Below are 22,652 nucleotides of genomic sequence, written 5' to 3'. Positions count from 1 at the left end.
CTAAACTTATCAATATTAACTTTTATGATTTGATGTAGGTGAAGTTACAAAGTGAATTTTGGCACTTCTTTAAATATCTAGCTCACTTATAGACAGAAATCATTTAAAGCTGAAACTCTGAAAGCAACAACTTCCATTAGGTAAAGTATGGCAACCTGATATGTGGTAACGCCGCGCTATGCGGAAGTTTAGGAGTGGCAGCGAGTAAATTTTCCGTAGCAGCGCCTTGTTAAGTTTTATTCGTACCATGATGACGTATCAACATCTAACTCTTCTGCTTCAATTTTAAAGTCATCGGGATTTCCAACATGTGATTTCATTTCTAGTGAGAATGGGTAACTTTCATTTATAGTGCATAAGTCATCTTTTGGCCCGTATTCTTGAGTTACGTGCACTGTGCCTCTCGCTGTAACATGAATATATTCATGATCAATTTTCGTACATTCTATTTCTTCGACTTCTGAATAATCAACGAATACATGATTGGCAATAGTAGATAGACTATCGGGTATAGCACCAACAGCAGTGGTTACCACTGAATCATGAACTTTCTCTTCAAGCGCATCAATAACGATACGCTCTATGTCATCTAGCTGACTTAACGAGTCACTTGCAATTTTTATAACCTGTCTAGCATCCTCAAAGAATTTTTTGGGGCATGCCTCAAAATACTTCTCTGTGATATGAGTATATTTATTGAAAAAGTGAAACTCGTCCAAGAACTCAGAGATACACTCATTCAAGTGCTCTAGTATATCCTCTCCGAGATACTCATCTGATATATTTGCTTGACCACAATATTTTAACTGCTGGCGCCTAGTAACTTCGTGCTTTTCGCTTTCACGTACATACCAAGAAACTTTTTTTATTTTTTTTACGGGAGCCTTTCTCTTAAGTACATGAAGCACAAGCTCGCGCATTGAGAACGCAAAATTGTGAAATCTTAGAGGATTGCCATGAGATGCATAGTTTCTTAGACTTGCAATGAAAAGCTTATGCTCAAATTCAGTCTCCAAAAGAGATTGAAACTTTTGCATAAAATCTAGGTTTTGTAATTTCTTTAGCTTCATAACTTCCTGTTGAGCTTAAATTAGCACAATCGCCCATTAAGTTTGAACGCAAAGGACTTAGGGCAGGACCCTGGATACAGCCAGAATGATTAGTTTCCCCAAAGGGTCCGTAACTACATAAATGCCGATAGCAAAAGCTATCCATCCTACTATTATCAGGGCGGTCTCCAATGTGCAGAAACCTCGTAATTGCGTTGCTGTATTTTTCACTGTTTTTTGAATTTTATTTCTCATGATTCTTACCTCTCTTCTTCGCGCTATGCGTGGTTGATTGGCTCGTATCCAGTGACCCTGCTCCGCGGACTATGCGTCCAGCCCTAAACCCTCTATGTTCAAATCATTAAATCCTCAAGTTTCTTTACTGTCGGCTTTGCCATGTGCTGACCAAAAATATTGCCATAGAGCCAGCAAGATTCACAGCAAGTTCTGCATGTCTCGGGGATGGCTTGGCGCTAACCTTCCCCTGACCATGAGCATCACCAAGTCGATTCCTTAGCGTACCTAACCCACTAATTATTGCCGAACAGCCTCCAAGAATTTGCTTAAAAACAGCTTCATTATGCTGATCAGGTGACAAGTTCAACTCTTTTGCTACCAACTTATATAGTTCGTGAATCTCGATTTTCTTGGAGTTATACGCAACTTTTTGAAGATCAAGAATATGCTTACATACAGTTTCTAATAGAGTTCTAGCCGCTGTAATTGCTCCATCTGGATCATCAACTCTACGATCTAAGGCTTTTTCCCAAGCAGCATGTACTCCTGCCTCATCAAAAGACTTCAAGGCTTCAGAAATTGAGGTATCTGCTGGTGCTTGATTCTTCCCTTCTAGCATATCTAGCAGCGGTTGAAATTCTTTATAAATATAATCTCGACGCTGCTGATACTTTTCAAATTCATATTTGATGAATTGCCAAAACTGATTAAGGTCACGATTAGTTCGGACAAACGAAGGCATGAGCTGTTTGAGCGCTGCCTTTTCCATGAGAATCTGGCGGAGTAATTGATAATCACCAGTTCTTGGCGTCTCTCCGGTAGCCCTCGCTATGAGAATATTCTGTAAACAGACCGCTCGCTCATAATCCGTTTCAAGTTCTTGCATTACATCCATAGTTGAATATTTCTCGGTTTAAAAACTTAACGCCGCAATAAGCGGCAAGAAACACTTGGCTAAAATTAGCGACGAAGGAGCGCGAGCCAAGTGTTACGCGTCCGACTTGATTGCCTTGTTAGTAGTTTATTCTACGATGATTTTGTTTTGTATGCGTAAACCTAGAGAAGCCAATACATCCGGCAAGAGCTCATTTAATACAGCATCAGCAATATCAATTGCTAGTTGACAGTCTTGAGCTGAGGTGAGTGATCCGCGATGAGAAATTGAGTTTCTTAGGGTTTGAACTTTTCCGCGCTCGTCCCAGAGCGACATATTTTGTTGCCCTGTTCTTTTATATGTAACTATGTCAATTTGTGAAATATTTTTTAATAGTTCGACTAATAGAGCTTTAAAACGATCAATTCCTGTCTGCTTTATAACAGTATTTGAAATTGATTCAGCAACAGCTTCACTATGCACAAAGCCAAAAACGATTGGCTTCAATAACCCGATCTTAATTGCAAGTTCTATAGAAATTGCAGCCATTATTAACCCAGATGTAGGGGATAAAGCAGCAACCTTTTTTGCCTCATCAAATGCACGAAACGAGTCATCTAATAGTTTTGAGTTATCGACATAATAAGAGCAAAGCCTCTCAGCTGTAAACTCATCAATTGCTCGCTCTTTAAATTCGGAAAGATACAACTCTTCGTAATATTCACTCATTGCCTCTTCTTGCTGATATTCCCAGTAATCCATGCTCATTGTAAAACCCTACTCCGTGATGCTTTCGAAACTGCTAATAGCTTATTCAATTGCAGCACAATAATGTTCCAGGCTGCTCAATTCAAACTTCAAAGGTACCATTGCTAAGTTCTTGTTGTAAATCGAATATTTTCGCTAATACGTAAGTAATGCTCAAAATACTGCCGGAAAAAGAATGCGTCTTTGTTTACGAGGTCTATACAACACTTAAAAAAACCGCAGTAGATTGATATATATGGGTTTTCTCGAATGTTACAAAATTATCGATGCGTAAAAAGTTCATTTTACGAATCCTTTGGTGCCAGAATTATCTCAATTTGGAAAATAACAGTTATACCTGTATAGGCAACCAGTCATTTAGACGACAAGTAAGGCGGTCATAATTGATAAAAAAAGTAAGGTTATACTGATTATCCCATTGCTAGCACCAACTCGCTTTGGGACAAAAGTAAGTTGTATCACCTAACCTGTTTCTGGACAATTCTTAGTTAAAGCTTCCAGCACGAATATAAATATTAGTCACTGCTTTTGAGTATTACTGCATTGATCATCTTTTATTCCATAACCGGTACAACCCCAAAATTCACCAAACTTTCCTTTGCGGAGTTTCATCGGTCTTCCACACTTGTCGCAAATCTTCATTGAATGATTACAATCTTGATTGTTACAGTCGCTTGTAGAACGTTTATCGATAGAAGGTGCTCCGCAATCAGAACATACTCTAGCCTTACCGACCTTACAGCCTTTACCCGTACTGCATGAGTAGAACCCACCAAATTTACCATTAATCAGTTTTAAATAACCGTCTTGGCAATTTGGGCATTTAAACATTTTTCTATAGCGTTCCTGAAAAGCCTTTGAATGTATATTTACTTCAAACTTTGGCGCGAGTAGCTCTGAAATAAAGGATGATGGCGAACTAGGGTCGCCAATGATGTAGGATTTTTTCTTGGCACGCGTTAGACCAACATAAAGTAGTCTTCTTTCTTCAGAGTGAGGATATGCATCTAAAGTCGGTAATAATGCTTCTACGACTGCTTGGTCGATATTGTCATTAGGAAAGCCTAACTTACCCTGTGAAAATCCAATTAAGATACAATAATCAGCTTCTAACCCTTTTGATTTATGAAAACTCCATAGGGAAACATTATTATTTAACCCTGCTTTTGCTAAAGCGGCTTTTGATTCATTTAAGAGATAGTTATAACGACCAATGATAGCAATGGTGGCATTTTCATCTTGGCTTTTTATCTTCGAAACAACTTCCGAGACTCTCTGATAAACACCGTCACGGACTCCCACTTTGTCATCAAGTAAGTACACTTGTGAGCTCTCAACTTGAGTATGTGTTTCAATATGCTTTTTATATTGCTCAGGGTTCTCCATGATGAACAGCCCAGCAGTATCAGCAATACTATTATTATATCTAAAGGTTTTTTGAAGTTTTGACTCAGTATACTGACCTACAAGCTCACCAAAACGAGTGGTCAATTCAAGTTTACCACCTGAAAATCGGTAAATGGATTGCCAATCATCTCCAACTACCGTTAGTGATGGTTTTGGGCCTTTATCAACAATGGCTTTTACCAAATCCATTCGAGCTGTGGAGATATCTTGAAATTCGTCGACTAGAACGTAAGACCATTTAGGGACGTACAGCCCTTTTTCTATCGAATCCATACTTCTGATTATCATGTCATCAAAATCAATGGCGTCTTGCTCTTTGAGCTCTTCGACATAAGCTACATGCAAAGCATCCAGTAATGATGTGTACTTTTGCGGTTGTGATATGTTGGCATTCTCAAATCTCCTAAACATACCATCGTAATCAAGCCTTTCTACTCTTATCGATGCCAGTGCTTTTAAGAGTAAGTCACTCCAATTGCCTATTTTCCCTGACTGTTGTAGTTTTTCGAGTAATTCATCACTGTTGATTGGGTTAAATTCTACACCCAATTCTTTTAGCTGCTTCTCAAGTCCAATAGTCAGCGTTTCTTCGACCCATTCATAATGAAATGTTTCTACTAAAGTTGTTTCAAACTCAACGTGTAAAGCACGCTTACTTTCCATTTCTTCATTGTATTGCTCAGCATCGATATCAGGGCGTGTCCCACCTTCTCTATCAATGCCAAAATGTTCAATGTAAATATCAGTGCCATCTAAATGAAAATCAGGGCTGTAATCAAAGCCAATTTCAACTCTGCGTTTACTGACATATCTATCTTCATAAGTATAAGGAATGCCGTTAAGGTACATAAAGTTTGCGATTACAAGCTCCTGGTAACCTTTAACTAGTTCATTGTTTAACGTTCTCAGTTCATTATCTCGAACATAAGCTTCGTACTCTGCCTGAGTTTTGATAGTAAACGGGTCAACAGGCTCAGGAGTCAAGCTGATAAAGTCCACTAGCCTGCTTGTATCTTTTGATAAATAATTTAATAACCAATCCGTTACCCATTGCTTTAGCTTTATTGGGTCTTCAACGAAAATGCTCATGTAGGTTGATATTTTCGCCTCTTTTAACATTTGCCTTCCAAGTGAATGAAACGTAGATATATGAGGCGTTTTGTCTAAAGGGATACCGCTTCTTGTAGCTTTATCATCTAAACGTTCTTTTAACTCGTTAGCGGCAGCTTTGTTGTAAGCCAAGATTAATATATCTTCTGGCTTTGCTAACCCTCTATCTATCAGGTCGAGCGCTTTTGCAACCATAACTGACGTTTTACCCGTTCCAGCTGCAGCAAGCACCATGTTCAAATCGTCAGAACGAAGTACACCAAGTCGTTGTTCTTGAGTTAAAGGGTTAGATTCCACACAATCAAAAAAATGCTGTCTATTTTCTAATTGAATAGACTCATGATGTTCTTGAAGAGATTTGTAAGTAACAGGATAAAATTTAACGATTTGCCTAACTTGAGATAGTAAACTCTCACTTAGGTACTTTTCCCAAGTCAAAGTTTCTTGTTTATAGCTTCTATTGATTAAGGAGCAAATTTTATATAACTCATCAACCTTGGACTGCCTTGGGTAATGCTTTATGAGGTTTTCTTCCCAAGTGAAAACCATACTAGAAATGTAACCTTTAACTGATTGTGCAACTTCAGTATTAAGGTTATCCATGAAGATTTCAGAGTTCTTCTTTGCTAGAAAACGATAGCTATATTTTTTTCCAGCAATATCTAGAGTCAGCTCACTTCCATACCATTTGTGTTTTAGTATTGGGAATACTATGCAATCAGACATTTCGATACGAGTTTCTTGTTTGGAATTTTGCAGTTCAATCGAAGAATCAATTAACGTTATTGATTTATAACCTAAAAGCTTACCTATCCAGCTAAATTGAAGTTGATTTTTTTTGGTAAGCATCGTTAGTAACCTAATTTAAAGTGAAGCATGACATCGGCAGCAGTTATTTATTTAATTGAGCCTTACGAGCTACCTAAGAAATTTTAATGACGTGAATAAAGTGATATTACAATATTAATATCGATACCATTGTTCTGCATATTACAATTGCTTTTAAAATTATTATAAATAGTTTCAAGAGGTATCAAAAAGTTGAGCTGGATAGCGATAACCTGCATAGATGTTAGAAGTTTTCATCGGCTGATTATCGCAATATATGTCGATTAATTTGAGTTTTATAAACATGATTGCTTTATATGTCGATTGAATCGACATAAGTACACTGAACTATCTATTTATGTCGATATAAGAATGTGTTTAAACATGAAATGGCAGGCTGACCAAGCATACAACCATTTACCCCCGCTACCGCTAGATAACGAACGTGGGGAGTTAGCCAAAACCTTACCCTTACTCAAAGCCTGTATTAGAAAGATGGTTGTAACGCTAAATTCGATGCTAAGGGATGGTGTCATGTGGGAAGCGCCAAAAGCATAAAATTAGCTATTGACGCCATAGTCTCTTGTTATACCTTTTTTACGCGAACAAAAACTTTACCGCATCGCTAGAAAAACCATCAAGATAGTAAGATAATTTACTATTATCGACAAAGCTATAAGTTTTCTTTAACTGAGAGATACCTTCTTCAGTAGACCGAAAGTCAACTATTTTCACATTGTCTTTCGTAACCCCATCCAATTTTAGATCCCATTCAAAGCACTGGTAATTTTTAATCATTTTATATAAGCAAACACGAAGATAATCATCATGTTCAGGTAATGAAAAACCTACGATATTAATTCCAAAATTGAAACCTCCCGATTTTCCTAACCCATGCCAAAAGCTTATAAACGGGTTTGCATACACAATTTTCATATGTGAAGGCGACAAGATCATTGGCACACCCGGTGGATTATAATTTGAATAAAACAAATCCAAATTGGTAACACGATGTACAAATTCAAGTGGGTCATCCCCAACTCTAGGACCATCAACTAGAGGAATTGGTCCATACTTATCATTATTGTTAAAAATAGGGTCTGTTGGTAATTGATGGAAATTCTGTTTTCTGTACGAGGTAATAGTTTTTAGGTAGTCTTCTTTAGTAAACCAATCTAGGGAGCCGTGAAGTTTTAATATAACAACTTCGTCATTGTCATTACCGACCGTTCCTCCGTGATCGCTCGTCGAGCTGAAACGATGCGGGAAGAGCCTATATGACTTTCCAACATATTCAAGTGAGCGCTCCAATATGACATCATAGTTTAGTGTAATAACTACATCCGTAGATTTTAGGTTTTTAGCAAATTCAATGTATTCTGAAGGTAGGTCTTGACCATCAGGAGTTCGTTCATGAATAATTTGCCCAATAAATTTCTTGATTAGCAACTGAGCTCCATTCCCTTGCGAACTGAATGTGTCACTTCCCTCTAGCCATAAGTAATGCTCTATATCCAAAAATGACATAAATTCTTCTAAATCCACATCATCGTGTGTGGTATTAACATTACAAGTTGATTGTTTATAATCAATGAACTCATCAAGTGAACGGTGAAATTTAGTGTCAGTGCCATGCACAGACTCAATACGAGATTTAACTAAACCATATAACTCTGGCGCCGTCGGCAAACCCGCAGGTACAGAAAATCCTGCACCAACTACAAAAATTCTATATCCAATATTATTCATACCTGACCAACTTTCTTAAATGGTAAAACCAGCCGCAAATGCGTTTGTTAGATTTATACATGGTATCCAGCGCCACGCATTTCTATCTTTAACTGTTCTTGCCAATTGTCTTCTGAATCCATAGCAACATACACGACTCCACTAATATCATTAGGAGTTTCAACTGCGCCTTTTACCAAGGCACTCACCCTAGGGCGACCCAACTTACCAATGAGATAGCCATGCTCAAAAACGACATTTTGGCGAGCTCTGTGTTGCCCAGTTAAGTCTCCAACTTTCTGCCCAACATCACATGGCGTGTATAGGACAATACCAAACCCAACATTTGAGTAACGCTCAATTTTTTCGATTATCGTCATTCCTGAGCTAGCTTGCATATGAAGGATGATTGGTTCTAGACTAAGACTCGTTACAAAATTGGCGACGTCAAGCTTTGCGATTTCATCGTGCCCATGAACTATGAACACCTGTGAATTATTAAAGCTATCATCAACTGTTTGTGGTGGTAATACTGCAGGCTCTGGGATTCTTAATTTCTGTGATGCTTCTACTTGTTGACGATTTAGGTAGCCATGGCGCATAAGAATATCAAAAATAGGTTCGTCCTTTACAGCCCAGTGAGTTCTAGATAACTCCCATCGACCTAGATCAATATCTACCCGCATTGCTTCAATAGCGCCTATTGGAAGTGCTGGAAGAATGGGATCAAATTCAAAACATATAACAACAGAAGCACTGCGTAATCTAATGTCAGTTATATATCCAATTCAAAAGAATTCAAACTTGATGCTATCGCATTAGTTAGAGAGCAAAATTACAGTATTGCAGAAGCTGCTAGAAATTTAGAAGTAACGCCTATAAAGCATTAACGATAGTTTACTCATATTCCATCGAAACAACGTAAGAAGTAGGCTTCTTGATAGATGCCTGATGAACCTCTTCTGCAAGGAAAGCATCAAGCCTTACTGGAACGGGGAGAACTTCAGTTCCCTTTTCTACGGAAACTAAGTAGAAGTAATAATTATCTTTGAGTTCAGGGGATGTTGACTTAGCCAGCTCATTTGATGATAAATGAAAACTACAACCCTCTTTATTTGGAAGTTGTCTTAAGGTCTTGACCTCAATATAGCGTTTTGAACCGTCAACATTGAATGACAAGAAATCATATCCATATCCAGGCCTTTTAGTCATGTCCTCAATTTTACCGGCTAATTCAGTAAGTCCTAATTCTCTCAACCTTTCCTTTTCCCATTTCAGAGCAAATTTTTCACTGTTCTTGCCAATCTTATCATTAGCATCATTCTTGTCTGGGTAATTAACTTCAGGGTGGTTACGCACAGCCTTTTTCAGCTTCTTTCGAGAAACTTCATCAAGATTACTCCTAATGAATTTCGAGTACAAAAAAGACATAAACTTGGTATTCGACCAAGACTCTGTGATGGGGTTTTGAAGTTTAAAGTCATATAGGAGGTGTTGATATTCACTGACAGCCAGATTGGCCTCTAGTTTCAACTCTTCTGCCAACAGAAGTGTATGATCTTTACTGCAAATATTAATGAACTTCTCGGGGAAATACAGAGAAATGATCTTCGCTTTGAACATTTGCGATAACAAGTTACAGTCGATTGCTGCGTAATCATTGTTTTGAGCACTTTCAATAAGCTCTAGCAAAGATGCTTTTACGGCATTAAAGGCTTTCATCTTGGTATCGCCATACTTCTTGGTAAAGCGATACATTTTGGTTGTATCAGTTTTTGTTTGGCCGAAATATATACCAAATTTATATGCTGTTGATCCGGTGATTCTTGCCCAACTCCTTGTTCCAACCTCAACGAGATAACAGAACGTTTCTATCTCGTTTATATCCTTTCGCCCAATGACATATTCGGCGAGTTTTATATCAACCAACTCATCAGACGGATACGCCCTTATGAAGTTTTCCCGCTGATTCAAGGCTGCCAATTCCCTGTCTGTATTATAATTCTCTGAAAAATGCTTTAGTTCACTCTTTTTAAGCTTTCGCATCGACGTTCTTCCCTTAGAAAATATTTTGATTTTGTAATTATCTAATTTTGCTTATGTGCGTCTTGCATTGACGATGAAAACACTCAGTATATAAATCACCATTGAATAACATACTGTTATTCAAAGTTAACTACTAGAGAGTAACAAGGAATTTTTATTGAAGAAGGGTCTCAGGAAGTCGCTCGCAAAATTGCGATCAAATAACCAAGAGCATCATATGAGAAGATAACATGACTAAGTTCAATATTCATATATTGAACTTAGTCATGTCAAGCAGTTAACACGTAATTGGACAAAAGCTAGTTACGATGAATAAGTGCAGCTGAACTTTCTGATAACTTATCCTATGCCAAACACATTAATTGACTTCAAAGTAGAGGCCAGTTTTGCTAAACCACTAAACATAAAAGCTTGGCTATAATTGGCGACGAAGGAGAACAAGCCAAGCGTTTTGCGTCCTTTTGAGTAACTTGTTATACGTATTTAGCTACATTTTAACATTTTGAAAACTGAATCAATTTCGTTATCTGTTTTAGCATTTGTAAAAGTTTCTTTCATACGAGGTAACTCTCTACACGTAAAATCAATATATTCTGGAAAGTTAGTTAACTCATAAATTAGCGCTCTTTGCGAACCTGAGTAACCTTTTCTACCACCATCATATATCTCAGCTATTAAGTCGTGGAAATTTTTAAAGTTGTTATTTATCCGCGTATTATTCAAATCTATTGCGTATGTTACTCCCCCTAAAACAATCGGAATAACAATAGCTAGCATACTTGTAATTTTTCCCGCTCTCTCCAAATCCATTTTAATTCCTTAATATACGTATTACAGCTTATTAATTAGCAGCAGGATAACCTCCTGCTTTATTGTAAGTCTTTTCTTCAAGCTATTACTTGTAAGTATTTGTTGTAATGTATTATTGGACAAAAAAACATGTTGATGCCAACGACATAATCACCTATTTATCGCAATATATGTCGATTAGTTTTAGTTTTTTAAACATGATTGCTTTACATGTCGATTGAATCGACATAAGTTCACTGAACTATCTATTTATGTCGATATAAGAAGGTTTTATACATAAAATGGCAGGATTTACTTGACTGCGTCACCTTACGATTAAATCGATTTGTTCTACTTTTGTATACTTCCGATTATCCAAACCAAACTTCTTACAAGTTACAAATTTCATAAGTTTTCCTTTTTATTAATTCAATTTCTTTTAGTACATAAAATGGCGGTTTATTTAAGAGCCCGATTTAGATTGTTTTTTAGGATGAAGTTTTAATATTGAAACAATTAAAAATAAAAAACTTAAAAGTGTCGATATATAGGTTAGGTTATCTTCAAAATTTAGGTTGAACATATCATCTATTTCTTCTTTAAAAGGGATAACCCAAGATACGTAGAATGATACTTGAGAAAGTAAAAACCAACGAAAACTAGCAATTAAATTTTGAGTCATTGTTTTATTCCTTTAATGACTGAAGTGCACCAATAATAAATGCAAAAATTCCAAGTGCGAATGAAACAAAAAATGAAGTAAAAACAATGTTAGGGTTTAATTTACAAGCAAATCCAGTACCTAGTCCGGAAACAAAACCAATTTTACAAATAGCAGTGCTTTGATAGGCCATGCTCAAACCTATAGACATAAATAAAAATGCCCAGGAGATATACAACCATTTATTGATTTTACTTGATAAGCCTTCGCCATCAGGTATGCCCATGATTTTTCTCAAAAAAAGGATTGGTAGTATTAACGCAGCTACGGCGAGCTGGGCAAATTCTGAAGCTAAGCTTCTCCATGACTCCATCATCGCAATATATGCTTCTGGATTATCCATGTTCTCTCCATTTATAGGCCTAAAAACATATTTTTGTAATTTACGGAAAAACCTTTACATTATTTAATAAAAATTAATTTAAACAAACTTTAAGATTCGTCTCTTAAGTAATCCGACTATAAATTAAGGCCGCGACTGATTCAATAATACCTATGACTTAATTTATGGCGTTAAAAAGTTTTTAATTAAAATGTAATCTGGTTATTTTTTGTAAATTGACTATTATAAAACATCGTCATTGGGATAAGTCTGTAATACAAGAAAGTAGACAGGGATTTTCATGCGAAATTTAATGTTATTAATTTTGGTTTATATCTATACTTTTAATAATTTAGTTGAGGCTACTCATAATATTCCTGTACAGGTATATATTGCTAAATACCAAAAATATACCCTTTACATAGATTGCAACAGAAAGGCTTCTTTTGCATTTAATTACGTTATTGACTCTGATACTGGCAATAAAACACGCTATGGAAGTTTCTATGAAGACTTAAATATGCCCTCCCACTGTAAACAACTCTCCCGAACCCCCTATCGCCTCATCAATAAAAATACAGAGTTATCTTATGATAGAGGGCATTTAGCTGCGGCAAATCACTTTGATTCAAGCAAGGCATTACTTAAAGAAGCTAACTTTATGGCCAACGTCCTCCCTCAGACCGTAGCTTTAAATCGCGGAGCGTGGAAAAGAACTGAAGAGCTCATTGAATGTTATAGAGACTTATTTCCAGTGACTACTTTGGGTGGGGTCATATGGGGCAATGATAGTTCCAATGACCACTTTGTTAACAGCCATGGGGTTGAAACTCCAGATTATTTTTGGCGATTATTATCTGGAGTTAATTCTAATGGAAAAGAATTTTACTCTGCATGGATTTTACCTAATGACGGTAGTGCTAGGAGTTCGAACCTTGTTCACTACGAAGTCAGTCATGAAAAGCTAATGGAACGAGTCAAAATACGAAAATCCAAAGAGTTACTAAGGGATATCACGGTGACTTTAGGTGAACCTTTTACATATTCAAAGAGGTGCAAGTTTTATGAATCATAAATTTATTTTTCTGACCGCAGCAGTTGTTCCACTTATAGGTATCTATTTTGATTTCGGTCATGGCTTAACGTGGGTGGAGTACACAGAGCCTGAAGACTATTTAGTGCTAATAATGAGGTTGTTATTTCTAACATTAATTGCAGAACGAATAATTGAATTCTACAACCTTTTATTTCGATCCAAGAAAAGTAAGGTGTTATTAGCTGAAATCAGTAAGGCTAAAAAAGCAGGTACCGATAACGTTCATATACTAGAAGCTGAGCTCCTAGAGTTTAGGGATGTCACGAGAAGGCAGTCTGCAATGGTCGGGTTTATCACTGGAGCTTTAATGGCAATTATTGGCATTAGGGTATTTACAGGAATGTTTGATTTTGGAGATGCCTCATCGGTTCAGATAATCATGTTTGATTTATTTGAAGTGTTTGTAATGGGTTGCATTATTGCTGGTGGTTCGAAAGGCATTAACAAAATTGTAAGTGCCATTGAAGCATTCGCTCAAGCAGGAAAAGACAATGCAATTAAAGCTTCAAGTGCCAGCTAGAAAAACTTTTTGCATATTTTTAGGTAAACCAAAGAATTCGCTATCGTTTTTTTAACTTTTATAAAAGGAATTATTATGAATTTATTCAGAAATATACAAGCATTAAACAAACAAAGCTCAGCAAGTGTTTTTAATAATTTAAAAGATATTGTTGGTGATGATTCACCTGCTGTTAGTTTAATAGCCTATAGCTTATCTGATTGGGAAGGCTTGTCAGAAAACTTATCATCTAAAGGTTTAACCGTAGATAATGCAAATGACTTAATTTCATTGTTAAGTCAAAAGTATCCCGATTATCAAGAACCGACAAGTAAGTTAATGAATCCAATATCGGAACTCAAGGAGCCTTTAGAGTGGCCACTTATTGACATCAGCGCATCACAATCAATACCAATTCATTCAGCTAGCTTTACTTACAATGGTCAAGTTAGTTCAAACCTCTGTATTGAAGCAATAGACAAACCTCCGCATGAAGAATGGCCAAGCTTATTAGGAAGTGAATCACTGATGAGCTATTCAATTGAAGGTAAATTCTCAGCAGGTACAGCTTTAAACTTATCAATGACTAGTGGTGCGCTAGCATTAAATGTCAGTGGAAGTGTGCAAAGTACAGGAGCCGGAAATCTAAATATTTATTTCAAACATGATGCAACGAAATCAGTTATAGAGTCAGCAATAAATGATTTTGCGCATATTGATGCATTAACAGATTTTGCTGTTATTCAGGGTAGTAATTTTGCAGGGTTAATAGTGGATATAAAAGGCGGCTTAAAACTTCAATCTGATATGACGTTAGGGAGTGTTTTCGAAACTCAATACAGTCTTAATAAAACAATTACCAGTAAACCTGTAGCCCTTAAAATTGGTGTCGGAGCAAGTGTTGGATGGCAGCTTGATGGCGAAATGCAACTTTCTTGCTATGTTGCTGCTAACTCGACAGATTTAATTATTCAAGTGGCAAGAAAAAGAAGCACAACGACAACAAATTCACTAAGTATCGGGGCAAAGATTGTTGCTCCTGGAGTTAAAGAACAAGCATCAAAGTATGTAAAAGAGTTAAAAAGTTACCATGATGAAATTATGGAAGTTATCAACACATACGCTGAACCTAAACAATGGCTCCTTAATAACATCAATGAACGATTAGAAAATCAACCAGATTGGCAACAAACGGTACTCGGTGTTGGATTAGGACAAGTTAACAATCAAGAGTTACAAGAAGAGGTATCTGAGCTAATAGCAGATGAGCTTTCAAAGCCATTCAGTTCTTTTTCAAGTTGGTCTGAAGACCTAAATAAACAAAATGTTATTAGCGAAAACTTAGCCAGCCGTATTGGTAGGAACAAAGCTAATGAAACTGAAGCGTACTTGTTTAAATTATTGAACGAGACAGCTAATGATTATTATCAGGCATTGTCTTCAAAAGTAAAAGGTTGGCTTACAAACTCCATTGATAGAAATCTGTTAAAACCGCTTTCTGAATTTGGGCTACAAGTTGATGAAACTTTGGATAATACAGAGGAAAGTATAGAGAAAGTCATGGCTCCTCTTCTAGAGCTTTTAAATCACTATAATAAAAACGTTTTAGTAATGACCGATTTTATTGAAAACACAATGATTGAAGAGCTAGGAGTCGACTTTAAGCGTTCAGAGAAAAAACTAAATACTAATCAGTCTTTGTTGAAAGTTAGATTTAACATGGACTCTCATGACAAAGAAACCCTTAATACTCTAATCGGTGAATGTTTAACTGGTGACTTTCGTAATGTCTTATTAGGAAATGATGCAAATGATTTATACCAGTTAGAAGAGTCAGTATTTACACAAATGCAGGACAACACAAAGACAATATCCCTTGCTATCAACTTTTTTGGTATAAAAACATCAAAACGCACAATGTTTAATTCTAAAGCTGTAATTCAATATGACGGTTCAGGTCAGCTTTCCGTTTATGAAACACAGTCTATTCTTATATCCCTTAATGAGGTTGGTAACGAAAAAAATTATGTAAAATTGTTTAATCACGTTAATTTATTAAACGGTAGCAAAAGTAAGTTTAGTATAACTATTGGTTACAATGATGGTGACCTAACAAGTTCTGAACTGAATGGTTTTTTACAAATATTTGAGCGTACTAGGTTGATTGAAAAAGGCACAACTCAAAAGATTTCTAATGAATTATCAGCTAAGCGCCTTATTGATACATCTGAAGAGCATAACTTACGATTAACAAACGTGTTGAGTTTATCCAGACATCAAGTTGAAAGTGCTTGTAATGTTCCCGAAGATAAAATATTTAAAATTGCTCTAAAGCAGCAACTTTTAGCTTGGAAACAGTATGCGTTGTTACATCCTCATAGTGCTTATGCTGAACAGCTCTGGTTATTGGAGTGTTTTAATAAAACTCAACCTTTATATCAAAATGTAATTGAATTGGCTGATATGTCACGTTTTCAAAGAAACAAAAAATTGGAGAAAGTCTTAAATGGACTTTACGATAGAGCGCCAAGTGAAGGAGTAGAGGATCGTGTAAAAGATGCTAATAAAATGGTAAATAAAACTTGTGAAAATGCATCTTCAATGATCGGCTATCTTAAAAGTCTGAAAACATTAATAAATCAAGATGTTCCAAGTGAAATAAATGAAACCCTATCAGAGTCAACCATCAATTTACTAACAAATAGCTCAGAACACTTAAATGAACTAATTCAGGATTGGGTTAAAACTTTCTCTACGATTGGTCAACTCGATATTGATAGAGCTCATCCATGTTCTGTTGCATTACTAGGTGTGTTTAGAGAGCTATCAGAAACTGAGCCTGAGACGATAATCCCGCTAATTTATCAGAATTCAGATGGTCTAGTTAAACCTATTGTGATTTTATAAAATGGTAAATTTGAATAGAGCTAGGTTAAACAAACTTTATTCAACGCCTTTCAAGTACCCCATGGGCATAATATAACTTATGCCCTACTTTTATCTGGACTTAACACTCTGTCAGCTAGTGAGCCAAATGCTATAGGGGAATTTGGCCTAAACTAAATGGCCTTCTTTGTTGAAGTTATAAATAGTCATCATGATAACGTTTTAGTTAATCAAAAAACACGCAATCTACTTTCTATACAGAAATTTGAACACCTTAAGGATAGCTAATGATTTCTATACTAAGTTTATTCCTTGGCTTTGCTTTAATCGGGTTAGCATTCACTGTATTTGGAATTTTGTTGAGTTTACTGATGGGCTTGTTTGGATTTTCTACTAAGCGACTGAACTTTAATGACTCTTTTGATGCTGCTTTTGAATCCATGTGGCCAGCTATTATCACTTCCTTGATACTTGTTATACCAGGCTGCGTTACATTTCTTCGCCCTACTTCAGATATCCCTGACTTCTTAATCTACGAAAATAGGTTCGGGCAAAATGATGATATTAAAAGTGGATTTATCCTCTTTATGTATATTTTTACAATTGTTTTTTTAATTCTTTACATAATGAAAATCAAAGAGAAACTGAAATAAACAATCAAACAACCGCATACTATCAATAGCTTATGAACAAACCAACTTACTTCTACACTTAGTTTTTTTACGTTTTAAGCGACTAATGGTTATCAAATTAGTAGTAAATTAATACTAATTTGATTCTGACATCTCAAAATTGTTGTCTTTGACAAGGTATTAAACTCTCCTATTCTTTATGCATAATTAAATGACTTAAATGCAATGGATATGCGTCTAAAAATACTGTTAGTCAGCTTAACGTTAATCATTTCTAACTTGGCCTTTGCTGAATCGCTTTCATATAAAATTGATACTTTTGAAGAAGATTATGATGCTGAGGTTCCAGTCAGCGGTTCAATAATGGCTGCTTACCTTGCCACTGGAGCACTAAATTACGTTGCAACAGAATCCTTGTATATTTATGTCGTTCCTGAAAAAAAAGAAGTAAACATATCTGTTGTTAGCATAGACGGACATTATTCAGCCGATATTGAATTAACTCATACCTCAAACACCGCTGGATGGATAAATATAGATATCCCTTCTGAACATAAAAAAGCACTAAAAAAATATGCACATAATGAACTCGTAGCTTATGTATTTGCTGACAGCAAAGATGGATTTGGTTTGTATGTGCAAGAAGTATTTCCATCATCTTGGGGGAAACCTACAAATGGCCAAAGGGTATTTTTCATTAACACTTCAGGAATTTCTCCTGAGTTCTATTATAAAGATAAGTCAGGACATACGATCACTGTACCGTGTAAAGAAATTCAAAATAAACTAACACGAGCATTTAATCATTCCTGCATATATGAAGTCGTGATAGCTGAAAAACCTACACTCATATTTGTAAATCCAACTCCAGAAGCTGAAGGGTCTTCAAGTAAGAAGTTTTTAGTATGGAGTGGCCATAAGTGAAGAACTTTGAAGAAAAGATTTATCTTTTCATATCAGCTAAAAAATTAACGATTCCAATTTCAATAATGTTCGTTGTATTAGTCATTTCATGCCTTATCGTTCTATATCTTTGCGCTTTAGCGACGTTTAAAAAATTAGATGACAGCGCAATCTATAATGTCGACACCATGTCTGAAGCTTTTGAATACAGTGTAATATCTAAAACTGCTCCAGATATTCTGTTAAACCGCTTTGTTCCAATCAAGCATTCCTGCTCTTCAATGGAAAACAATCAAGAGTATTTAAACGGAAATCTTTCTTTAAACAAAGGGGTTAAGGTGCTTATTGAACGTAAAAGCACGGAAATGATTAAGCTCACCGCAGTGTTTGATAGTCAAACAGATAATGGCGACAAAAAACGGCGTTTAGGAACTCTCATTAACAATTTTGAACGTTGTAAATTATACAGTTCCGTTGTTTTTAATATTAAGTTATCGCCTCAAAACCCTATTTTTTCACTTAATATCATTGGTGATATTCAAATTGGGAGAATAATCGGTGATGCTCCTGATGGGTATTACCCATTAGTACAAAGCGGTCAGATAATTATCCAAGATAAGGCAACATTTACACATTCCTTAATCACATTATCCCCTCACTTAATAAGACCTGGGGACACAGTTAAAATGACTGAAACTAAAGGGATTATTCGTGCATCACATGAACATAGCGGGTTAACCGGTATTTTTCAGCAAACAGGTCATCAAATTCTATTATCTAGACTTTATTCAAAAACACCTAACCCAGTAAAACCTTCTTTCTTTGATAGAGTGATGAGTGATGGTGAACTGGCATTTGCACTATCTACGGCGATTATTTTTATTCAGTTTATAGGCTTTTATATAACAATATTATTCCGTCTGGCTTTATTTTCCTCTACGAGCGGAGAACCTAATGAACTTCCTAAACAAAAAGAAAAACATGATGTTGAAAAATTATAGGTACATTGTGTTTATATTTCTTTGTGGATTTTTTAACGCATCAGCTTCGGACGTGTATATTGAAACTCATACAGGTGAAGGCCAAGGGATATTAAGAACTATAGGCGGAGAATGCTTTGTTTATACGCCTGCGCATGTTGTTAAAAAATCTAGTGATTTTTTAGTCAGTACGCGATTAGAAAAACGAATTAACTCTCAACTGATTACAACTTACCCTCAAGACTTAGCATTACTAAAATTGCCATCTCAAAACACTAAAACATGTTTGGAAAGTAGCTGGATAGACGAAGGAAATCGAGTTAACACTATCTTAGAGGTAATAGATAAAGGAGAGCTAAACTTTAGACAAAGTAATGGACGAGTAATTTCTTATGACATAGATATCATTCAAAAAGAACTTCATAGTACCTTCAAAATTAAAATTAACCACCCGACTAAAACAATTACTAAAGGTATGAGTGGCTCAATAATTAATGTTGGTAACTATCCTATAGGTATGTTGCTTTCCGTTAATGAAGGTGTTGGAACAGTTTTAAGAATGGATACTATGGCAGACTTATCTAGCTCCGTTATAAGGACCTACGCTACTGATAAAGAATTAATTGAGTTAGGAGTATACGAGAAAAGACCATCTACATCTGTTAACAAATCCCAAGCAGATAAAAGCGTTAAAAAAATGAAGCCTATTTCATCAATTTCTTCGAAACAAGTTATTAAAGGAAATGCATTTAAAGGAAGTTCTGAATTTTTCAAAATTTTAGCACGCGGTAATACAGCTTATAGACTAACAAGTCTCAAACAAAGCGATGATGTATTGGTTAGCTTAGAATTTCAAAATCCTGCAGGAAAAAAGTTAGCGTCATCTGGAAGGATTAGAACTGACAAACCAACCCAGTGGGAATTTGGCACAGTTGAAGATGGTGAACATCATCTTGTGGTGAGTGGCTCTAAAGGTTCCGGCAATTTCGAAATGCAACTCGAAGTAATAGCAACCCCTGAACAGTTAATATCTGAAAGTAATGTGCTTGGGCATGGAGATACAGTTCAAGGGATGATTTCTTCAGGTACATTTGCTGTATATAAAATTTTGTCTCGAGGTAATACTGCTTATAGACTGACAAGTCTCAAACAAAGCGATGATGTATTGGTTAGCTTGGAATTTCAAAACCCTGCAGGAAAAAAGTTAGCGTCATCTGGAAGGATTAGAACTGACAAACCAACCCAGTGGGAATTTGGTACAGTTGAAGATGGTGAACATCATCTTGTGGTGAGTGGATCTAAAGGTTCCGGCAATTTCGAAATGCAACTCGAAGTAATAGCAACACCTGAACAGTTAATATCTGAAAGTAATGTGCTTGGGCATGGAGATACAGTTCAAGGGATGATTTCTTCAGGTACATTTGCTGTATATAAAATTTTGTCTCGAGGTAATACTGCTTATAGACTGACAAGTCTCAAACAAAGCGATGATGTATTGGTTAGCTTGGAATTTCAAAACCCTGCAGGAAAAAAGTTAGCGTCATCTGGAAGGATTAGAACTGACAAACCAACCCAGTGGGAATTTGGTACAGTTGAAGATGGTGAACATCATCTTGTGGTGAGTGGCTCTAAAGGTTCCGGCAATTTCGAAATGCAACTCGAAGTAATAGCAACCCCTGAACAGTTAATATCTGAAAGTAATGTGCTTGGGCATGGAGATACAGTTCAAGGGATGATTTCTTCAGGTACATTTGCTGTATATAAAATTTTGTCACGAGGTAATACAGCTTATAGACTGACAAGTCTCAAACAAAGCGATGGTGTATTGGTTAGCTTGGAATTTCAAAACCCTGCAGGGAAAAAGTTAGCGTCATCTGGAAGGATTAGAACTGACAAGCCAACCCAGTGGGAATTTGGCACTGTTGAAGATGGTGAACATCATCTTGTGGTCAGTGGCTCTAGAGGTTCTGGAACTTACGAACTATTACTGGAGAAAATAAATTAATTTAGAAAATCATGATTTTTATATCCTGGTAAGCCCCCCTAACCCATTTCTGGACAGAAATCATTTAGAGCTGAAACTCTGAAACCAACGACTTCCATTAGGTAAAGTATGGCGACCTGATATGTGGTAACACCCAAATAATGGGCAAATATCAGTTGGTTAAAATAAGCGACGAAGGAGCAAAAACCAACTGTTATTTGTCCTGATTAATTTGCTTGTTATGTGTTTATAGCACTGATGTAATTAGCGATTTTATCTACTAGTGCCTCAGCATCAGTATTTTTAGCATTAACAATATAACCTGACCAAATATCCCACTCTAAGCCAACAATTGATTGGTTTAAGATAAAATCTTGGAATGTTTCGTCAAGACCCTGAGTCAACTCTGAATGGGAAATTAAGTTGAATTCTTTAACAACAGATTGAGTGATTTTATGGTAATCATTTGAGGCTATCTGATCAAAATCATATGTTAGCCTATTGCTGCAATCCCGATGCATATTCACCCAACCTCCCTAAACACATAACGCCTCACTAAGAGGCAAATAATAGTTGGTTAAAATAAGCGACGAAGGAGCAAAAACCAACTGTTATTTGTCCTTTTGAGTGCCTTGTTATATTGCGGTTACTCCATTACTTAATTTCTGGCGTAACTGAACGCCTAGAACTGTACCTAATAAAACCGCAATTACACTAAGTAAAAAAGGAAGTAAGAACGCTAGTGCCAAAAGAGGTATGTCTAGAAAGATATTCATTAACCAACTAGAGCCTAAATTAATAATCCAGAAAAGGAGAAAAACGTAAAAAGCATGTTGATAGGTTTTAGATGCTTGCTTATAAGCAAGATATACATACACGAGCAAAGATATGATGAATCCTAAAACCTCTAGTGTTACAAGAAAAGAAGTGTTTTGAGTCGCATCACCAGCCCCAACTGTTAATGTGGCAATTGTTGATGCTAGTACCAATAAAAAGTAAATACTTATTGAAAATAACACTATCCTAGAATAATTCACGATAATCCTTTAGCAATATAACGCCGCAATAAGCGGAAAATTACTGTTGGCTAAAATGTTTGAGGCACGAAAAACAGCCAACTGTAAATTTTCCGTTTAATTGCCTTGTTATATCTCTTACCAATTGTTTGGGTCAGTATTAAACTTTTGCTCTATTACTTTTCTTAACTCTTGAAATGTATCAGGTAATTCATTGAATACCTCTTCCGAAACGCTTGCGAATATTGGAAGAGAAAAATTGGTACACATACCTTCTTGCCAATTGTTCCAAGTATTTTTTCTGACCCTACCTGATTTACGAAGAAATATTTGCTCGTTACAAAAGTCCATGTAGTTAAATATCTCATTAGAAGCTTGATTCTTTTCATCATCATCAAGTTCTTTACCGATCAAAGCATTATATGGAATGTTTTTAGAGATATCTCGATACTCTTTGGACAGAGAATCTTCAAAGGTTGTTTTAGACTGCTCTGTATTTTTCCAAACTTGATATAAGGCAACCATAACACCTAGTGTTGTTGCGTATGGAGCTAAAAATACATAGTTTTTTAGTAACTCAATGATGACTTAATACTCCTAGAGATATAACGCCCTAATAATGGGCAAAAAATTGTTGGCTAAAATGTTGAGGAACGAAAACAGCCAACTGTTTTTTGTCCTTATTTATTAGCTTGTTATGTTTCATTGGTAAAAAACTTCTTTTATTATATTTGGTGTACAGCTTTCACCAAAGCCAACCACAACAAAATGCTTTCG

General features: G+C 36.0%; 21 protein-coding genes and 1 pseudogene. 9 read left to right on the top strand and 13 right to left on the bottom strand.

Annotated elements, in window-relative coordinates:
* Window positions 1-236: 236 nt before the first annotated feature.
* The 4 genes from L2737_RS06270 to L2737_RS06255 form a co-directional block, all read right to left on the bottom strand.
* Window positions 237-1,070 (bottom strand): pPIWI-associating nuclease domain-containing protein, encoded by an 834-nt coding sequence (locus L2737_RS06270; RefSeq protein WP_248955149.1) that lies wholly within the window; start codon window positions 1,068-1,070, stop codon window positions 237-239.
* Between the two features lie 358 nt (window positions 1,071-1,428).
* Window positions 1,429-2,172 carry an abortive infection family protein gene (locus L2737_RS06265; RefSeq protein WP_248955148.1) on the bottom strand — a complete coding sequence of 248 codons (744 nt, stop codon included), beginning with the start codon at window positions 2,170-2,172 and terminating at the stop codon, window positions 1,429-1,431.
* 135 nt (window positions 2,173-2,307) lie between these two features.
* A complete protein-coding gene (locus L2737_RS06260) occupies window positions 2,308-2,928 on the bottom strand; it encodes a hypothetical protein (protein WP_248955147.1) in 621 nt (206 codons plus the stop codon).
* A gap of 519 nt (window positions 2,929-3,447) precedes the next feature.
* Window positions 3,448-6,294 carry a UvrD-helicase domain-containing protein gene (locus L2737_RS06255; protein ID WP_248955146.1) on the bottom strand — a complete coding sequence of 949 codons (2,847 nt, stop codon included), beginning with the start codon at window positions 6,292-6,294 and terminating at the stop codon, window positions 3,448-3,450.
* Window positions 6,295-6,657: 363 nt separating this feature from the next.
* On the opposite strand from L2737_RS06255, the gene L2737_RS06250 reads away from it, so the two are divergent.
* Window positions 6,658-6,831 (top strand): hypothetical protein, encoded by a 174-nt coding sequence (locus L2737_RS06250; RefSeq protein ID WP_248955404.1) that lies wholly within the window; start codon window positions 6,658-6,660, stop codon window positions 6,829-6,831.
* A 39-nt stretch (window positions 6,832-6,870) separates the two neighbouring features.
* Here L2737_RS06250 and L2737_RS06245 read toward each other — a convergent pair whose 3' ends face one another.
* Both L2737_RS06245 and L2737_RS06240 read right to left on the bottom strand, forming a co-directional pair.
* The gene (locus L2737_RS06245; RefSeq protein WP_248955145.1) at window positions 6,871-8,022 is read right to left on the bottom strand and encodes an SIR2 family protein; all 1,152 of its coding nucleotides are present in this window, start codon (window positions 8,020-8,022) and stop codon (window positions 6,871-6,873) included.
* Window positions 8,023-8,075: 53 nt separating this feature from the next.
* On the bottom strand, window positions 8,076-8,687 hold the full coding sequence (locus L2737_RS06240) for a TIR domain-containing protein (protein WP_248955144.1): 612 nt from the start codon (window positions 8,685-8,687) through the stop codon (window positions 8,076-8,078).
* A gap of 93 nt (window positions 8,688-8,780) precedes the next feature.
* Here L2737_RS06240 and L2737_RS22440 point away from each other — a divergent pair.
* Window positions 8,781-8,879, top strand: a pseudogene (locus L2737_RS22440) (transposase); the annotation flags it as partial.
* A gap of 19 nt (window positions 8,880-8,898) precedes the next feature.
* Here the strand turns inward: L2737_RS22440 and L2737_RS06235 are convergent.
* From L2737_RS06235 to L2737_RS06220, 4 genes are all read right to left on the bottom strand, one after another.
* Complete coding sequence (locus L2737_RS06235) at window positions 8,899-10,047, bottom strand: protein NO VEIN domain-containing protein (RefSeq protein ID WP_248955142.1); 1,149 nt, start codon at window positions 10,045-10,047, stop codon at window positions 8,899-8,901.
* 483 nt (window positions 10,048-10,530) lie between these two features.
* Complete coding sequence (locus tag L2737_RS06230; RefSeq protein WP_248955141.1) at window positions 10,531-10,857, bottom strand: hypothetical protein; 327 nt, start codon at window positions 10,855-10,857, stop codon at window positions 10,531-10,533.
* 442 nt (window positions 10,858-11,299) lie between these two features.
* The gene (locus L2737_RS06225) at window positions 11,300-11,518 is read right to left on the bottom strand and encodes a hypothetical protein (protein ID WP_248955140.1); all 219 of its coding nucleotides are present in this window, start codon (window positions 11,516-11,518) and stop codon (window positions 11,300-11,302) included.
* Between the two features lie 4 nt (window positions 11,519-11,522).
* Window positions 11,523-11,900: a hypothetical protein gene (locus L2737_RS06220; protein WP_248955139.1), complete on the bottom strand. Its 378-nt coding sequence runs from the start codon at window positions 11,898-11,900 to the stop codon at window positions 11,523-11,525.
* 280 nt (window positions 11,901-12,180) lie between these two features.
* Between L2737_RS06220 and L2737_RS06215 the strand changes: the two genes are divergently transcribed.
* From L2737_RS06215 to L2737_RS06185, 7 genes are all read left to right on the top strand, one after another.
* The gene (locus L2737_RS06215; protein WP_248955138.1) at window positions 12,181-12,954 is read left to right on the top strand and encodes a DNA/RNA non-specific endonuclease; all 774 of its coding nucleotides are present in this window, start codon (window positions 12,181-12,183) and stop codon (window positions 12,952-12,954) included.
* A complete protein-coding gene (locus L2737_RS06210; protein WP_248955137.1) occupies window positions 12,944-13,495 on the top strand; it encodes a hypothetical protein in 552 nt (183 codons plus the stop codon). Before L2737_RS06215 ends, L2737_RS06210 begins: the two co-directional genes overlap by 11 nt.
* A gap of 75 nt (window positions 13,496-13,570) precedes the next feature.
* Entirely contained in the window at window positions 13,571-16,381 is a 2,811-nt protein-coding gene (locus tag L2737_RS06205; RefSeq protein WP_248955136.1) for a hypothetical protein, read from the top strand.
* Between the two features lie 266 nt (window positions 16,382-16,647).
* Window positions 16,648-17,013, top strand: a complete 366-nt coding sequence (locus L2737_RS06200) for a hypothetical protein (protein ID WP_248955135.1) — start codon at window positions 16,648-16,650, stop codon at window positions 17,011-17,013.
* Between the two features lie 204 nt (window positions 17,014-17,217).
* Window positions 17,218-17,916 carry a hypothetical protein gene (locus L2737_RS06195; protein ID WP_248955134.1) on the top strand — a complete coding sequence of 233 codons (699 nt, stop codon included), beginning with the start codon at window positions 17,218-17,220 and terminating at the stop codon, window positions 17,914-17,916.
* Window positions 17,913-18,896: a hypothetical protein gene (locus L2737_RS06190; protein ID WP_248955133.1), complete on the top strand. Its 984-nt coding sequence runs from the start codon at window positions 17,913-17,915 to the stop codon at window positions 18,894-18,896. Before L2737_RS06195 ends, L2737_RS06190 begins: the two co-directional genes overlap by 4 nt.
* Window positions 18,850-20,880, top strand: a complete 2,031-nt coding sequence (locus L2737_RS06185; protein WP_248955132.1) for a hypothetical protein — start codon at window positions 18,850-18,852, stop codon at window positions 20,878-20,880. The genes L2737_RS06190 and L2737_RS06185 overlap by 47 nt, the downstream gene beginning before the upstream one ends.
* Window positions 20,881-21,098: 218 nt before the next feature.
* Here the strand turns inward: L2737_RS06185 and L2737_RS06180 are convergent, their stop codons facing one another.
* The 3 genes from L2737_RS06180 to L2737_RS06170 all read right to left on the bottom strand — a co-directional run bounded on the left by L2737_RS06180 (window position 21,099) and on the right by L2737_RS06170 (window position 22,400).
* Window positions 21,099-21,386, bottom strand: coding sequence for a hypothetical protein (locus tag L2737_RS06180; RefSeq protein ID WP_133146633.1), 288 nt, complete (start codon window positions 21,384-21,386; stop codon window positions 21,099-21,101).
* A 108-nt stretch (window positions 21,387-21,494) separates the two neighbouring features.
* Window positions 21,495-21,896: a hypothetical protein gene (locus L2737_RS06175; RefSeq protein WP_248955131.1), complete on the bottom strand. Its 402-nt coding sequence runs from the start codon at window positions 21,894-21,896 to the stop codon at window positions 21,495-21,497.
* Window positions 21,897-22,013: 117 nt separating this feature from the next.
* Window positions 22,014-22,400 (bottom strand): hypothetical protein, encoded by a 387-nt coding sequence (locus L2737_RS06170; RefSeq protein ID WP_248955130.1) that lies wholly within the window; start codon window positions 22,398-22,400, stop codon window positions 22,014-22,016.
* Window positions 22,401-22,652 lie beyond the last annotated feature (252 nt).

It is taken from the genome of Shewanella electrodiphila (assembly GCF_023283985.1).
Taxonomy (GTDB): domain Bacteria; phylum Pseudomonadota; class Gammaproteobacteria; order Enterobacterales; family Shewanellaceae; genus Shewanella; species Shewanella electrodiphila.
Note: the sequence above shows the minus strand (reverse complement) of the source record. Positions and strands in the feature narration are given on the sequence as shown.